The organism is Anoxybacteroides rupiense (assembly GCF_014196195.1).
GTDB lineage: Bacteria > Bacillota > Bacilli > Bacillales > Anoxybacillaceae > Anoxybacteroides > Anoxybacteroides rupiense.
In genome coordinates this window covers 1-15,593 of the sequence record NZ_JACIDF010000004.1, presented here as the reverse complement: position 1 = coordinate 15,593, position 15,593 = coordinate 1, and the positions used below count along the sequence as shown (strand labels likewise).

The 15,593-nt window shown below is 37.9% G+C and carries 11 protein-coding genes; 10 read left to right on the top strand and 1 reads right to left on the bottom strand.

Translation table 11 applies throughout. The annotated features are described in order from the left end of the window. The first annotated feature begins 17 nt into the window (after positions 1-17). The 10 genes from GGQ95_RS07885 (at position 18) to GGQ95_RS07840 (ending at position 14,994) form a co-directional block, all read left to right on the top strand. Positions 18-908: a transposase gene (locus GGQ95_RS07885; RefSeq protein WP_080862805.1), complete on the top strand. Its 891-nt coding sequence runs from the start codon at positions 18-20 to the stop codon at positions 906-908. Positions 909-1,441: 533 nt separating this feature from the next. Then, the gene (locus GGQ95_RS07880) at positions 1,442-1,843 is read left to right on the top strand and encodes a hypothetical protein (RefSeq protein ID WP_183186589.1); all 402 of its coding nucleotides are present in this window, start codon (positions 1,442-1,444) and stop codon (positions 1,841-1,843) included. Between the two features lie 114 nt (positions 1,844-1,957). After that, on the top strand, positions 1,958-2,596 hold the full coding sequence (locus GGQ95_RS07875; protein ID WP_183186588.1) for a DUF4304 domain-containing protein: 639 nt from the start codon (positions 1,958-1,960) through the stop codon (positions 2,594-2,596). A gap of 193 nt (positions 2,597-2,789) precedes the next feature. Beyond that, on the top strand, positions 2,790-3,077 hold the full coding sequence (locus tag GGQ95_RS07870) for a hypothetical protein (RefSeq protein WP_183186587.1): 288 nt from the start codon (positions 2,790-2,792) through the stop codon (positions 3,075-3,077). A gap of 357 nt (positions 3,078-3,434) precedes the next feature. Beyond that, on the top strand, positions 3,435-6,680 hold the full coding sequence (gene hsdR / locus GGQ95_RS07865; RefSeq protein ID WP_183186676.1) for a type I restriction-modification system endonuclease: 3,246 nt from the start codon (positions 3,435-3,437) through the stop codon (positions 6,678-6,680). Next, positions 6,681-8,135, top strand: a complete 1,455-nt coding sequence (locus GGQ95_RS07860; RefSeq protein WP_183186586.1) for a class I SAM-dependent DNA methyltransferase — start codon at positions 6,681-6,683, stop codon at positions 8,133-8,135. Continuing rightward, on the top strand, positions 8,132-9,589 hold the full coding sequence (locus GGQ95_RS07855; RefSeq protein WP_183186585.1) for a restriction endonuclease subunit S: 1,458 nt from the start codon (positions 8,132-8,134) through the stop codon (positions 9,587-9,589). The genes GGQ95_RS07860 and GGQ95_RS07855 overlap by 4 nt, the downstream gene beginning before the upstream one ends. Positions 9,590-11,441: 1,852 nt before the next feature. Further along, positions 11,442-12,674, top strand: coding sequence for a hypothetical protein (locus GGQ95_RS07850; RefSeq protein ID WP_183186584.1), 1,233 nt, complete (start codon positions 11,442-11,444; stop codon positions 12,672-12,674). Further along, a complete protein-coding gene (locus GGQ95_RS07845) occupies positions 12,674-13,135 on the top strand; it encodes a three component ABC system middle component (RefSeq protein ID WP_183186583.1) in 462 nt (153 codons plus the stop codon). Before GGQ95_RS07850 ends, GGQ95_RS07845 begins: the two co-directional genes overlap by 1 nt. Beyond that, positions 13,132-14,994, top strand: coding sequence for a DUF3732 domain-containing protein (locus GGQ95_RS07840; RefSeq protein ID WP_183186582.1), 1,863 nt, complete (start codon positions 13,132-13,134; stop codon positions 14,992-14,994). Before GGQ95_RS07845 ends, GGQ95_RS07840 begins: the two co-directional genes overlap by 4 nt. A 327-nt stretch (positions 14,995-15,321) precedes the next feature. On the opposite strand, the gene GGQ95_RS07835 is transcribed toward GGQ95_RS07840, so the two are convergent. Continuing rightward, positions 15,322-15,593 (bottom strand): ATP-binding protein (locus tag GGQ95_RS07835; protein WP_244963648.1); only part of this gene is annotated, 272 nt, incomplete at its 5' end.

Sequence of the window (15,593 nt, the reverse complement as noted above, 5' to 3'; positions counted from 1 at the left end):
AAGGGGTGGACACTATCATGATTTCCAATTTTGTTATCGAACATGCACTGAATAGCGAAATGGATCCTCTTTTACAGGCTTTATTTCAATACATCGACCAACTTTCTTTACCAGAAACACCTTATATAACCGGGCGACCACCGATTTCGAAAAAATCATTGTTAAAATGTTTCTTTTTAAAAACCTATTTTTCCATTGATTCTTTACGTCAGTTAGTGGAAACACTCGATCGATTTGGCTACTTCCGGCGTATTTGTGGACTCAAAGAGGTTCCACATCTTTCTACGTTTTCACGTGCAGGTAAGTGGTTTCGAGAACAAGGATTTTCCACATTTAATGCTCGACTTCTAAAAGATTTAGGTGTTCGGTATCCCAAAATTGTCATCATCGACAGTACGGCACTCCGAAGCAGTTTTTATGATTCTCAAGCGAGATGGGGGATTTCGACTCGGTATAACTGGTTCAAAGGATATAAGTTGCACCTTTGTACAACCACAGAAGGAATCGTCCTATCCCATGTCTTCACGACTGCGAATCGAAATGATGCAGCCGTTGCGCTCGAATTATTTCCATCTTTAAAGGAATGGAAGATTGAATTTGCCCTTGGAGATGCCGCCTATGACAGCGAAAAAGTCCGTCAAATAGCCGAACAGACAGGAATTTTTTTCGTTTCACCTATTAATCCTCGAAATAGCGATGAACGAAAAGATGCCTATGGTCGGATGATTCGTTCGTTTTTGAAAACAGAATTCGGAAAGTGGTTGTTTGGTTTTCGCAACTCGATTGAGCAGACATTTAATCAGTTAAAGAATGACGGATTAGAACAGCCGCGTTGGTATGGGTTTCATCGCTATTTACTGCATGTACAATTATGCATTCTTATGCACAATTTTGAGTTTTTACTCTAGTTTTGCAACACCTTCTATTCCATAAATGGGAATAGATATCTAAATACAAATTTATGTATATCATCTTTTTATAATTTTTTTGATTATAAGTAAAAATGACCCATTTCACTTTAGCAGGGTAGAAGTCGCTGGTTCGAGCCCAGTCGGAATCATCAATTCGAGAAGCTTGAAGTCCTTGTGTATCAAGGGTTTCAGGCTTTTTCGTTTTTATAGGCAAAACCTTGCTTTACTGGTCACAAGTTTGATCACACATATAAGAGTCAGTGTGTATTTGTTAATACACAATGTGGGGACATGGTAGTATAGATTAAAGAAGGAATACGATGCAGCAACACGAAGCTGTGCCAAAGTTCATTTGAATGATCCAAAATGAAGGCGGTTGGAACGGCAGAAGGGAACGGAATGGTAAAAAACAAATTGCTGTGTTGTTTATGATGGAAAAAACGATAATTATAGATATATAGATATATAGATATAGACTTCTACGTTGGAAGTGAGCGAAGAGGATTAATTCATTTAAAGAGGTTGTGATGATGAGAAAAAAATTAGATAACGAAATAATTCCAGGTAAAAGAATAGGAATTTATGAACTTGGTTGGGATTTTGAAACTCTAAAGAGATATTTGGGGAATGATTACCAAATCGAGGAGAGAGAAAGGGTAACAGTAATCATTGGAGATTGTATTATGTTTTGGATTGATAAGGAGACGAATACTGTGACCCAAATTTCAGTCTATGGCGACTTTCGAGGAACGTTTAAAAACGTTATAGGAATAGGTTCTACATTAGCTGATGTAGAGCGGTACATTGGACGATGGGAAGAGGAATTAGATGTTTATATTCTTCCAGATGATCCGGGTATTTGTTTTGAATTGCGTGATGAAGATGAATGGAAAGAGTTAAAAACACCTATTGAATATATTTCAGTATATTAATGAGTAGAACCTTGAGAGGCAAGGATAGTTGTTGGAAAGAATGCTCCTGCCGGACTCATAGGACAATTCGCTAAGATTGCAACTATAGAAATAAGATATTAGGGGTGATTATAGTTGACTAAAAAAGAACTAAAATCCAAATTGTTAAAGAGTCTATCCGAAATGCTTACAGTATATGGGTTTCAAAAGAGAATTTTTGGTCAGTCGCTAAGGAAACCATTCGAAGGTGGATATGCCGTGGTTCATTTGACATTCATTAACCACGAAGATGATTTTGATATAACAGTAGATGTAGGGATTAGATTTGATCAATTAGAGAATCTGATTCATGAAAATAATAATCTTATCACTGAAAAGGAAAAGGCCCAAACCTGTACTATTGGTGTAGAAATAGGAAACTTAACTATAGGTGAGCAAAAGCGATGGACTGTTAAGGATGAAAATGATATTGAATTTGTGTCTCAAGATATCTTTCGTTCTATCAAAGGGGTGGTTATTCCTTATATTAACAAATATTCAAATATAGAGAATGTCTTTCATTTATGTTTAAAGGATGATCAAGAAGCTAGTTTAAATGCTCCCATTGCTTATGTAAGAGCAATGCACGCTGTAGGTCTAGCTAAACTTTTAAACAAAACAGAATTACTAGAAGATGTGATTCAGCAAAAAATGAAGTATCTCCAAGAAAAAAAAAGACTTTGGTTTGCCTATATTTATGGATTTTGTAGAACATATAAAAAATCACTAAATTAAGCTTAAGTGACTTAATGGAATATGTTCCTTAAGTCTTTTTTATGTAAATATATACTTGTTACAAACCTGTACAGCAGTAGGATCGCCTTGAAGTAATAGATAAGGCCAGAAAGGTAATGTATGTGTTGAATCTAGATGGAACTCTTAATGAAGCTAAAGCTAAAAAACTCTTGAAGGATGGTAAGGGAAGTTTATGGAACATCAATTAGTTCGAATTATAAATATTCTTCAGAAACTAAATTCCTTATGCCAAAACGTTATTACTAAAGATGAGATGGAAGATTGTATAGAGAATATTGGGGATTTCCGTATGTTGATGAAAGAACTAGATGAACTTCTCGAAAGACTAGAAAGTAGAAATGAATTTGATAAGGATGAAATAGAAAAAGACTTGTTTGAATTGCATCGAATTCTAGCCACATTAGAATGGTATTTTTCAGAAGTTGGGGAGATAAATGAAAAAATATTGAAACATTTTTAGGGCAATTATAGGAGGCTCATAATTCTTTGGGTTAGAGGAAAGTTAAAAGACGATCCATTTGATTTGGATAGTCTTTGTAATTTTTTCACGATGGCGGCAACTTAGGGAATATATGATTTGACTTAACGAGAAAGCAACATACATGATGTTTCGGATTCAATTGATTGGTGTAAGGTGAAGGCAATGTTTTATTTAGTTTTTTTTGCATTGAATTCCATTGGAAATGATTAAGGTATATTGTTAATTTTGTGGTAAAATAGAACTAAGAATCTCTTAGAGAAATAAAGGTATTTCTTATCATTTATTAAGTGATTAGAGTAATAGAGATAAGGAAATATGCAAAAACGAGGTGTCCATATGCCGCACAATTTTCATTTTCTTGAGGAAAAATGGGAAGTTCTCGCTCGGGTGGGGGAAACGGCGGAACGGAATGTGTATCAAAATCCAAACGTCGCTATTAGCGAATTGAGAAAATTTGCGGAAACGATTACAAAATATATTTTAGCGTTGGAAGACATTCGCGAAGAGAGGGGAACAGACCAACAAGAACGTCTAAGAGCGCTCTTTTACGATCAAATCATCCCAAAAGAAATTTATGATTTATTAAACGTCATTCGCCAAAAAGGGAATAAAGCGGTGCATGAACCAAGTTATGGGGACGTGCATGAAGCGAAAGCATTATTGCAAATGGCGTTCCGAATCGGCGTCTGGTTTATGGAAGTGTACGGCGATTGGTCGTTCCAGGCTCCCGAGTATATCGAACCGACGCCGCAAAGTGCGATTTCAGCCGACGAGTTAAATGAAGTCGTGAAATCATATGAAGAAAAATTGGCGCAGCTAGAAACAGAGCTTGAGAACATTAGAAAGCAACAAATTTATACAAGCAGCGAAGAGAAACAAAAACGGCGCGAGTACTCGCAGCGTGTTGCAGCGAATTTGGAATTGACGGAGGCAGAAACGCGGCTTCTCATTGACCAGCAATTGCGGGACGCTGGCTGGGAAGCAGATTCGGAAACGATCCGTTTTTCTAAAGGAGCCCGTCCGGAAAAAGGAAAGAATATGGCGATTGCCGAATGGCCGTTAAAGAAAGGCTACGCTGATTACGCTTTATTTGTCGGACTCGAGCTAGTGGGCATTATTGAAGCGAAACGCGCCAGCAAAGACATTCCGTCCGACATTGAGCAAGCAAAAGAATATGCAAAGCTTGTCGTGCCACATGGCAACGAAGTGATTCACGAGCCGTGGGGCGATTATTTTGTGCCGTTTTTATTTGCGACAAACGGCCGCCCTTACTTCAAACAGCTGGAACAAAAATCGGGCATTTGGTTTTTAGATGCCCGGAAATCCACGAACCATCCGCGTCCGTTGCAAGGATGGTATACGCCTAAAGGCTTGCAAAAGTTATTAGAAAAAGATGTCGAGCGTTCCGAGCAGTTGTTGCGCGACGAAAAATTTGATTATTTGAAACTAAGAGACTATCAAGTCAACGCGATTCGAGCCGTTGAAAAAGCGTTGGAAGAGAAAAAGCGCAGCATTTTAGTCGCGATGGCCACCGGAACGGGAAAAACGCGGATGGCGATCGGCCTCATTTATCGCTTGCTTAAGGCGAAGCGCTTTAACCGCATCTTGTTCCTTGTCGACCGGAAAGCGCTTGGCGAACAGGCCGAGAGCGCGTTTAAAGAAAGCAAGATGGAAAGCTTCCATACGTTCACCGAGATTTACAGCTTGCAATCGCTGTACGCGCAAAAGCCGGATCCGGAGACGAAAGTGCACATCGCAACAGTGCAAGGAATGCTCAAACGTATTTTTTATAACGACAAAACGGAAGACATCCCGCCAATTGACCAATATGATTGCATTATTGTCGACGAAGCGCATCGCGGCTATACGCTCGATAAAGAAATGAGCGAGATGGAAATCGAAATCAGAGACCATCACGATTACGTGAGCAAATACCGAAAAGTACTCGATTATTTCGATGCCGTCCGCATCGGGTTAACGGCTACACCTGCGTTGCATACAACCGAAATTTTTGGGCCGCCCGTTTTTACGTATTCGTATCGCGAGGCGGTGGTCGATGGCCATTTAGTTGACCATGAGCCGCCGTACCAATTTGAAACGGTGCTCAAAAAGGAAGGCATCACGTGGGCGAAAGGGGACGCAGTCGATGTATACGACACCGTTTCCGGCACGATTTCGCAAGAGTACTTGGAAGATGAAGTGAATATCGAAGTCACCCAATTCAACACAAAAGTCATTACCGAAAGTTTTAACCGCGTCATTATTCGCGAACTGACGAACTATATTTCTCCGGACGATGACGGAAAAACGTTAATCTTTGCTGCGACGGACGACCATGCCGACTTAGTCGTGCGCCTTTTAAAAGAAGAGTTTGCCAACGTATACGGCGAAGTGGAAGACAATGCGATTATGAAAATTACCGGCTCCATTAAAGACCCGTCCGGCGCGATTCGCCGTTTTAAAAATGAAAAATATCCGTCGATTGTCGTGACGGTCGATTTATTAACGACGGGCGTCGATGTGCCGGCGATCACTAACCTCGTCTTTTTGCGCCGCGTTCGTTCGCGCATTTTGTATGAACAAATGCTCGGGCGGGCGACGAGAAAATGCGAAGAGATTAAAAAAGACCATTTTAATATTTTCGATGCCGTCGGAATTTATGAATCATTAAAGCCGTATACGAGCATGAAACCTGTCGTCACAAGCCCGAACATTTCGCTGACGCAGTTAGTAGAAGAGCTCGACAAGATGGAGAAAGAAGAACATCTCGAGCAGCAACGCGAACAAATCGTCGCCAAAATGCAACGGAAAAAACAAAAATGGTCCGATAAGCAGCATCAAGACTTTAAAGTGCTATCAGGTGGCCAAACGGTCGATCAATTTATTCAATGGGTGAAAACGCTGGCGTCGGACGAATTGTCGGCGCAGTTGAAAGAATACAAATCGATGTTCCGCTACATCGACGAAAACCGGTACCGCGAAAACAAGCAGTACATTTCAAATCACGAAGATCAACTTCTTGGCGTGAAGCGCGGATATGGAAACGCGGAAAAGCCGGATGACTACTTGCAATCGTTTGGCGAATTTATCAAGAGCAACATGAACCAAATCCCAGCGTTAATGATCGTGTGCCAGCGGCCGACCGAGCTAACAAGGGAAGAGCTGAAAAAACTATTGCTGGAATTGGACCAAAAAGGCTTTTCCGAGAAAAAGCTGCAAGCGGCATGGCGCGAGGCGAAAAACGAAGACATCGCGGCCGACATCATCGCCTTCATCCGCCAGCAAGCGCTCGGCGATCCGCTCATTAGCCATGAAGAACGCATTAAAAATGCCATGAAGAAAATCTATCAAATGAAAGCATGGCCGCCTGTGCAAAAGAAATGGCTCGAACGCATCGAAAAACAATTGCTGCAAGAATCCGTCCTTCATCCGGACCCGGAAAAGGCGTTTGACTACGAGCCATTCAAAAACCACGGTGGATTCAAACGGCTGAACCAAATTTTCGACGGGCAGTTAGCGCACATTGTCCGGGAAATTAACCATAACTTGTACAACTATCAACAACAGAAGGAGAATGCGTAGATGAACAACCGAGAGATTGTGCAAAAGCTTTGGAATTTATGTAACGTCCTTCGCGATGACGGGATTACGTACCACCAATACGTGACGGAACTGACGTACTTGCTGTTTTTGAAAATGATGAAAGAAACAGGCCAAGAGTATATGATCCCGGAAAAATATCGTTGGGATTCGCTCGTGACGAAAGACGGTATCGAATTAAAAGAACATTACCGCCAGCTATTGCTTGATTTAGGGAAAGAGAGCAACGAATTATTAAAGCAAATTTATACAGACGCGACGTCCAATATTAGCGAGCCGAAAAACTTAGAGAAAATCATTCAGTCGATTAACGACCTGGATTGGTATAACGCAAAACAAGAAGGGTTAGGCGATTTATACGAAGGATTGTTAGAAAAGAACGCGAGCGAAGTGAAATCAGGAGCGGGGCAATATTTTACGCCTCGCGTCCTCATCGACGTCATTGTAAAGCTCGTTAATCCGCAACCGGGGGAGCGCTGCCACGACCCGGCCGCCGGAACGTTTGGCTTTATGATCGCGGCCGATCGCCACGTTCGCGAGCAAACCGATGACTATTTCGATTTATCCGAAGAAGAAATCGAGTTTCAAAAATATAAAGCTTTTTCCGGCGTCGAGCTTGTGAAAGATACGCACCGTCTTGCCACGATGAATGCGCTTCTTCATGACATTCATGGGGAAATTTTGTTAGGCGACACGTTATCATCATTAGGCGAAAGCTTGAAAAACTACGACGTCATTTTAACGAACCCACCGTTTGGAACGAAAAAAGGCGGCGAGCGGGCGACAAGAACGGATTTTACGTTTACGACATCGAACAAACAGCTGAACTTCTTGCAGCACATTTACCGCGCGCTTAAAGCAAACGGAAAAGCCCGCGCGGCCGTCGTTCTGCCAGATAACGTCTTGTTTGAAGGCGGAGTCGGCGCCGATATTCGCCGCGATTTAATGGACAAATGCAATTTGCATACGATTTTGCGCCTGCCAACCGGCATCTTCTACGCCCAAGGGGTGAAAACGAACGTCTTGTTCTTCACGCGCGGCACGAGCGATGTCGGCAATACGAAAGAAGTATGGGTGTATGATTTACGCACGAACATGCCGTCTTTCGGCAAGCGCAACCCGCTCACCGCAGAACATTTTGCCGGTTTCATTCAAGCGTACGCAGCCGAAGACCGCCGCCAAGTGCAGGACGAGCGCTGGAACGTATTCACGCGCGAAGAAATTGCCAAAAAAGGCGACAGCTTAGACATTGGCTTAATCGCCGACGAATCGCTGTCGATTTACGAAAACTTGCCAGACCCGATCGACTCGGCCGAAGAAGCGGTCGAAAAACTCGAATTGGCGATTTCTTTATTAAACGAAGTTATCGCTGAATTAAAAGCGGCGGAATCGAACTCAACGTCCAAAGAAGAAACAGCTGAGGTGCTGAAACAATGAGTAAAACAAAACAAAAATCGATCGACGAACTATTGGAAGAAGCGCTAGTGCCAGAAGACGAACAGCCGTATCAAGTGCCGGGGAATTGGGTGTGGGTGAGATTAGGTAGTGTAATTAGTAGTGTAAAAGGGAAAAAGCCAAAAGAGCTACTAGAAACTAGAGAAAGTAAATCTATTCCATATGTCACCATAGATTATTTAACAAATGGTGTTACCGAAGAAACAAAATACGTTCCTGAACAAATATCTAAAGTTAGATGTAATAAAGAAGATATACTAATGGTTTGGGACGGTGCAAGGTCAGGATTTGTTGGAAGAGGAGTTGAAGGCGAGGTAGGCTCAACCCTTGCCAAACTAGAAAAGAGAAATTTTGACACAGGTTATCTTTATTACTTTCTTAAATCGAAATATGAGTATATTAATAACAATCATCGAGGAACTGGTATTCCTCATGTTAATCCTGAAATCTTGTGGAATATTCCATTTCCAGTTTCGCCCCTAAATGAACAAAAACGCATTGCCGAGAAGATCGAGCGGCTTTTTGCGAAAATTGATGAAGCGAAGCGGTTGATTGAGGAAGTGAAGGAGTCGGTTGAACTAAGGCGGGCGGCGATTTTGGAGAAGGCGTTTAGGGGGGAGTTGACGAAGAAATGGCGTCAACAAAACAATGTACAGCAAAGTGCGGAAGAATGGCTGGAAGAAATTTTGAATCTAAAAAATACAAAAACCAATAAATTTAATGATCAGTTAGATCCTGCTATTCTAGACAAACTTTTTGAGCTGCCCGAAGGATGGAAATGGATAAGGCTAAACGATTTGATAGAATCTTCTGTATATGGGACATCGGCTAAAGCAACTGATGATAGCAGCGGAATACCTGTTTTAAGAATGGGGAATATTGTTGATGGCTCTATACAGTTTACAGATTTGAAATATCTATCTAATGAACATATTGATGTTCAAAAACTTGGGCTAGAAGTTGATGACCTTCTTTTTAATCGTACCAATAGTTACGAATTAGTAGGAAAAACTGCCTTAGTAGATGAAAGTATTGCAGGTCAAGCCACTTTTGCATCTTATTTAATTCGTGTTCGTTTGTTTTATAAGGATATATTAGCATTCTATGTATGTCACTATATAAATAGCCACATTGGACGGAATATGTTGCTTTCAATGGTGACACAGCAAGTTGGACAGGCGAATATAAACTCGCAAAAACTTGCCTCTTTACCTATTCCTCTCCCTCCAAGAGAAGAGATAGTGGAGATTTCTAAATATCTTAGCTATTATAGGGAAAAAGAGGAACAACTAAAAAATATATTAAGTATTGAAGCCAAAATTGAGTCACTAAAACATTCAATCTTGTCCAAAGCCTTCCGCGGCGAGCTTGGCACAAATGATCCGAATGATGAACATGCGATTGAATTGTTAAAAGGAGTGCTAAGATTTAAATAACAATTTATGTAATAAGGAGCTCGCTTAATAGGTGGGCTCTTTTTCACCCCATATTAAAAATTGCATTACTAATATTTGTTTTCTACAAGAGAGAAACAGGGGCCTTTAGTATATAAATAAATTTATTTACATTATGGTTATTGATTATCGAAATTTAGGAATAACCCTGTCATAAAAAAAGAAATGCTCCGATAAGGCAACGTCTATCCAAAATTTACAACTTGGAGGAAGTTGCTGAAGGAATAGCTGAGGTACAATAATAGTTGACGGTCTCTTTTTCTCTGTTTGACTGTATGGATATATTAACATACACAATGGGGATTGTAAAAAAGTGGTTATAGGTGGTATTTTTGGTGGTTCCAAGTAATGCGGGAATGCTTAAATATTGCTTGATCCAACGAAAAAGATCCTAATTGTCTAATGTTCTCGATACATGTTTGCGATCTTTTTCTTAGCCAATATATGAAAAAACATTCGGTAAGATTCGAATCTCATGTTGATGTGCATCCTAAAAAAAAGGACTGATGGCGTTTCTTCGAACGTCATTACTTCGTTCTAAGATGGCACGTGAAAGCCGGCGATAACGGTGGAATTAGAAGCCCTTAAATGCTGAAACAGCTGACAACAGCATACCTTGATGTTATGTTTCATTTGAATAAAACTTGATCTTCTTGGGCAAAATGATCGATTCTCTCAATCTAAAGTGTGCTCGATCCTCGGAGAGAATGTGCTTCAGGTTTATCAAGGGTTCCCTATTGGTGGTTCATCATGATGAAGCTCCGTTGTTTCCAAATCTTCCATCGGGGTTCGAGTTCCAAAGAATAGGCGACATGTAGTTTAATGACAGAACGTTCCCTGTCATACAGAACACATGAGGAGTAGTTCCTTCCGACCGTCCCTACCTTGGAATCGACGATGCGAAGGGGCTTTGGGAACGACAAGGCTAGGAAACGATTAGCTCCAATAAACGCTTCATGATACTAGGAGGAGCGGATTTGACTCTGTTAATCAAGGTGGAACCATAAAACTGAGGAAGAACATAAATGGTGTGACATTGTTTTCTGCAGCTAAAAAGTTAAGCAAAATGCAATGAAAAAGTTAAGCCCCTCACGTCCCATAAAAGTAAATATAATTCATATATCAATATAAATTACTTTCCTCTGGCAGGCTTGACATGGAGCCTCTCTGCGTGCATGGATTCTTTTGCGAAGGACTGAGCACAAAAGGAGTTCGTAGAGGCAACTAGCTTACTATGCATGTCATTCCATGTAAAGCCGTATCTCTAAAATTATATTTTGTGAGGAAAATAACCTATTTTTTTCAATTTAGCGCTTAATTTTTATCCTGCATTTTGCTAAAGTCTTATTTTTCGTTAAACAAGACATCACTCTCATGTCGAAGATTTTCTGTTCATGAGTAGTAGCGAGAAGAACAAATGGATCAGTGTGCTAACAGCAAACTTTTTAATAATATACCTATTATGTAACTAGTTGTAATGTAATTCTGTGTTTGAAACCATTTTTTACAACAAGCTCGGGAGTATAGTATGTTTGTTCACAGAGAGTACCTCCTATGTTTGTTGGTTTGGTCACTTACAGTCCATAGGAATGGTGTTCTTTTTCCATGTTCTCTTTGGACTTTACTAGATAGCCAGCATGCGTGATTAATTTTCTTTTTTAGCAACAAAGTTCTGTGAGGGATAGATATAGATAAAGGAAAAACCTTAATAATATTGTTAGACAAATAAAAGGTTCGTTATCATTGTAATAGTGAACCTTTCGTTTTAAGAAAAAATATTAATTAGATATATTTGGTTATTTCCTTTAATAGTGATTTTATAGGAGGGGGCACCTTGAAATCCTATCATGAAAAAACATCCGCAGATAATAAATCTATTGGCTTCGACTATCAATACTATTATTTCCTATATCTTTTACTCAATTTAAAAGAAGGAGAGAGTATAGGAATTGAAGTTAAGGACGATATCCACATGGATTTAAGTAATGGAAACCAGGTACTGCTGCAATTGAAGCATACTATCCAAACCGATTCTTCAGGAAAAAGCATTAATTTAACCGAATTAGATAAAGATTTATGGAAGACTATCTACAATTGGGTCGGAGTTATTAACGATAGAGCACAAGGACGCGATAGTTTAGAGAAACAGATAGAGTTTATAAAAAAAACCGAATTTGTTTTAGTTTCTAATAAATCAATGAGTAATACAAATACTTTCTTGAAAAATGTTATAGAATTTAAGCAGGGAAAGAAACATATTGATGAAGTTATAGCAGTTTTAAATAAGCTATTAAAAAAGACTAAAGATCAAACTACTAAAGAGTATGTTAATAAACTAGTTAAACAGGATAAAAAGTGGATAGAGGGGTTCTTGTTGAATTTAAGATTTGAATTAGAACAAGATGATTTAATTAATCGAATTAAGGCTGCTATTAGAGAAAAGCTTGTAAAGGAAAAACGAATTGATTATGTATTTGAATCTCTTGACAGCAATATAAGGACCCGGAATTATTTGCAGATTAAAAGAGGACAGAAAATAATAATAAGTTTTGAAGACTTTCGAAAAATGGCCGAAATCTATTTTGAAAAAGCAAGAGATTATAAACTCCCTATTAGAAAAAGGAAACTGACTATAGATGGTAATTTAACAGACCAAACTTTTATTAAGCAACTATTAGCTATTGAAATATTGGAGAATGGTGATGTTGATGAGATGATTAGATTGACGGGATATAAATTACAGACTTACTCAAATTTGGAGTCTTGGGAACAAGAAGGGGAGATAACGGCTTTACAGAGAGAACAATTTGATCAAGAATGTATCTTGCAATGGCGTAACACCTTTAATTCTGTTTATAGAAAAGAGAAGAAGCGTTATCGAAGGGGTGAGATAACTGAGGATAAGTTGATTGAACTAGCCCAAGATTGTTATGACAGGGTTATGGAAAAAATTATTGAGTTTGAAGATATAAAGCTAGATACGGAGCTCAGTAACGGACAGTTTTATTTATTATCTGATATCCCAAAAATAGGATGGGAAATTAACTGGGAGGAAAAACATAAATAATGGTAAGATCGCACAGCATTTATAATAATGAGTTGATTGGATCTATTGCAATTTTGGCTGTTTTAGAAAAATTAGAGAGCTTGAGCGTTTCTAAGGTTTTTTTAATACTACCATTAGTATTCCATAAAAATACTGTAGACTTTTTAAAAAAGAAGAATACTGTTATAAGGGGGATGGAGGAGTTTGTTATTAAAAAACCTGAATATTTTACCAACTTCAATGAGAGATATTTTTCTTTACTTCTGGTTTCATTAAATTCTTTAATTTTATTAATTGAACTTAAGCTGATCAGAATTGAGAAAGAAAAAGTATATTTATTGGATAAAGATATTTTAGAAGACTATAAATCATATGATCTTGGTAAAAGAGCTGAAGATATTATCAAGAGTTCTGAAAAAATAGCAATTTTGCTACAAGATAAGGCTGAAAATTTATATTTACAATTGAGGGTGGAAATATGAAATTTGTAATTAATAAAATATTACTTTGGCTTAAAGATGGTTCTCTACGTGAAATTAAATTCGAAGCAAATAAGGTTAACGTGATAACAGGTGACAGTAGTACTGGAAAATCAGCAATTATAGACATCATTGATTACTGTTTTTTTTCAAGTAATCCAAAGATTCCAGAGGAAAAAATAAACGAAAATGTAGAGTGGTACGGACTAAATTTGGATATTAATGATAAAAATTTTACGCTTGCAAGAAGAAAGTTTTCTCCAAATAGAAAAGGATCAAAAGAATACTTTTTTTCTGGTATTGGAGAAATACCGAGGAATCTGTCTGCCAATATTAGTGAAACAGACTGTAAACATATAATAGAGAAGGAGTTTTCCATTGATAGTAAGGTAGTGATTCCATATGGAGGCAAAAAGATAAAAGCTGGTAATAAAATTTCACCTAGATATTTTTTATTATTTAACACCCAGTCTGAAGATGTTATAACACATAATGATATTTTCTTCGATAAGCAGAACGATGAAAAATATCGGGAGGCACTTGAAAGAATCTTTGATTTAGCTACTGGTATCGAGACAGTAGAGAATATACTTATTAGGGAGAAAATTGAAGGGGTAGAGAAGGAATTAAACAGACTTGAAAAAAAGAAATTGCATTTTGAAAATGAGTCTGATCTTTATGAGAGAAATAAGTTGAACTTAGTCAAAGAGGCTAAAAAGTACAATTTAATAGATGATACTAGTAATGATGTTAACAAGGATTTAGTTAAACTAAAGAAATTAGTTTTTGATTTCCAAGAAGATAAAATTTCCCCTAACTTAACCAAGTTAAATGATCTAAAACGTCAAAGAAACCGCATTATTAATAAAATTAGGAATTATAAAAAATTTAAGATACAATATAATGAATACAAGAGAGTTGAAGGCAATAATCTTGAAAGTTTAAAGCCGATCAATTATATAACGGAAAAATTCAATGAAGTTATAGAGAATACAAAGATAAAGCAGCTTCTTTCAAACTTTCAAGATGAGTTAATAAAAATTAAAAGTAATATAAGTAATAAAAATCCCTTTGACTTAAATATTGATGATGAAATTAGAAATCTTGAAAAAGTTTTGGATGATATTGAATATCAAATGAGTCTTATTCCGGAGACTAAAGAAGATTTTTCAAATGAAATTCACAAATATATCTTTATCGGGGAGTTAAAGTACAAACTCAAATACTTTGAAGAAAATTTAACTGATGAAAACTTTGATGAGCAGATAAAAATCAAGAAAAGTGAATTAGAGCAATTAAATAATTTATTAAAAGACCATATTGATAGGGAAAGTGTCATAAAGTTACTCGAAGAACTAATACAAAGATACCTAGATCAAGCAAGTGATGCTCTAGGTACTTATGCGGGTTATAAGGCTTATTTTGATTATAGATCTAAAACATTAAAATTAAGAAAGCCAGGTTCTGTGGCACCTTCTATAGTGGGAAGTAGTTCAAATCATATGTTCTTGCATATATGTTTTTTTCTAGGATTACATGAACTCATAATGAGGCTAGAAAGTCCTTATGTACCTCAATTCTTAATACTTGATCAGCCAAGTAGACCATACTATGGAGAGGATACTAGAAAAAGTGTTGCAGAACAATGGGAAAAAGTCAATTCAGATGATAGAGAGAAAATAACCATTGCGATGAAAATCTTAAATGACTTTATTCTTTACGTTAATAAGAACTTACAAAAGGATTTTCAGATAATTGTATTAGAACATATTCCAGAATCTATATGGGAAGAAGCTAAGTTAGAAACGTTCCATTTGGTAGAAGAATTTAAAAAAGGAAAAAATGCATTAATTAATATTTAAAGGAAAGATTACAATTCGGATTTGAAAAATGGTTTAAAGTAAGCTTTCTAGGGTTTTTAGTATACAACAGGAAATTGTTATTTAGTACTTGGAGAGGGTAGAGGTCGCCGGTTCGAGCCCAGTCGGAATCATCGAAATGATGAGCTTGAAATCCTTGTGCAGCAAGGGTTTCAGGCTTTTTTGTTTTATTAGTGACTTTTCTTACAATGTCATGTGAGTATAAATCTAGGATAAAGGTACCGTGTGAGTTTGAATCTCCTTATTATGTGTCAAGGCCGATTATTTTTTCCCAAAAATCGCCGGTTTAAAATTCCCCAGAAGGACCTTTCATTGATCCTTCTGTTTTTCTTGTTGAATCCTCTTTTCCCGTAATCGATAGCTTTCCCCCTTTAGATTAAAAATGATGGAATGATGCAGTAATCGATCTAACATCGCTGTCGCCAACACCGAGTCTCCCACGACTTCTCCCCATTCCCCGAAGCTTTTGTTGGAGGTGAGGATAATTACAATGAACCCATAGAGTGCGACACAAGGAGGAGATAAATAAGTTATACTGAAGCTATGGAAAAACGGAATCGATACACCGCAGAATTTAAGAC

Excerpts from the sequence above, each read along its gene's own strand:
- GGQ95_RS07885 (WP_080862805.1), top strand. The coding sequence starts at position 18 with ATGATTTCCAATTTTGTTATCGAACATGCACTGAATAGCGAAATGGAT.
- GGQ95_RS07880 (WP_183186589.1), top strand. The coding sequence starts at position 1,442 with ATGAGAAAAAAATTAGATAACGAAATAATTCCAGGTAAAAGAATAGGA.
- GGQ95_RS07870 (WP_183186587.1), top strand. The coding sequence starts at position 2,790 with ATGGAACATCAATTAGTTCGAATTATAAATATTCTTCAGAAACTAAAT.
- hsdR (WP_183186676.1), top strand. The coding sequence starts at position 3,435 with ATGCCGCACAATTTTCATTTTCTTGAGGAAAAATGGGAAGTTCTCGCT.
- GGQ95_RS07860 (WP_183186586.1), top strand. The coding sequence starts at position 6,681 with ATGAACAACCGAGAGATTGTGCAAAAGCTTTGGAATTTATGTAACGTC.
- GGQ95_RS07855 (WP_183186585.1), top strand. The coding sequence starts at position 8,132 with ATGAGTAAAACAAAACAAAAATCGATCGACGAACTATTGGAAGAAGCG.
- GGQ95_RS07845 (WP_183186583.1), top strand. The coding sequence starts at position 12,674 with ATGGTAAGATCGCACAGCATTTATAATAATGAGTTGATTGGATCTATT.
- GGQ95_RS07840 (WP_183186582.1), top strand. The coding sequence starts at position 13,132 with ATGAAATTTGTAATTAATAAAATATTACTTTGGCTTAAAGATGGTTCT.